The 477-nt window shown below is 26.2% G+C and carries 1 protein-coding gene; it reads left to right on the top strand.

Translation table 11 applies throughout. From position 1 onward, the window contains the following. Positions 1-267: 267 nt before the first annotated feature. Positions 268-477, top strand: a 210-nt coding sequence (locus FGM02_RS18110; protein ID WP_394344445.1) for a hypothetical protein, incomplete at its 3' end; no start/stop codon positions are given.

The raw sequence follows: 477 nt of genomic DNA, 5'->3' as shown, positions 1-477 counted from the left end.
AAAATGAACTTTATGATTGATTATATTTTGATATTTTGCTTCGTTCAGCTTTTCTTTCTAATTCCTTCTTTCTTGTATTTCCGAAAAAGAATAAAAAAGAAAACTCAAAACTATGTAAATGTTAAAAGTATCGTGTCGACATTATTAGCCCATACGGTTTATATAATTTTATTCATTTTTATATGTTACGCTATTATTGACCCAATAATTCGAACAAAAAAATTTAACCAACACGAATGGACTGAGAATATTAATTCCAGATATAAAATGACAAATGACTTGGAGAGTATTCTAATCGGAAAATCTAAAAAAGAAGTTATTGAACTATTAGGAAAAGACCATTATATTAATTGTAGATATTTAAATACAATTTGTTATGTGGCTTATGAACCAGATGATTGGGGAATGGATCACACCGAGTTTGTAATTCATTTTAATGAGAATAATATAGTCATTAAATTTAGTAAGGAGTTAATT

Source organism: Flavicella sediminum, assembly GCF_006381105.1.
Lineage (GTDB): Bacteria > Bacteroidota > Bacteroidia > Flavobacteriales > Flavobacteriaceae > Flavicella > Flavicella sediminum.
This window is presented reverse-complemented; position numbering and strand designations above follow the sequence as displayed.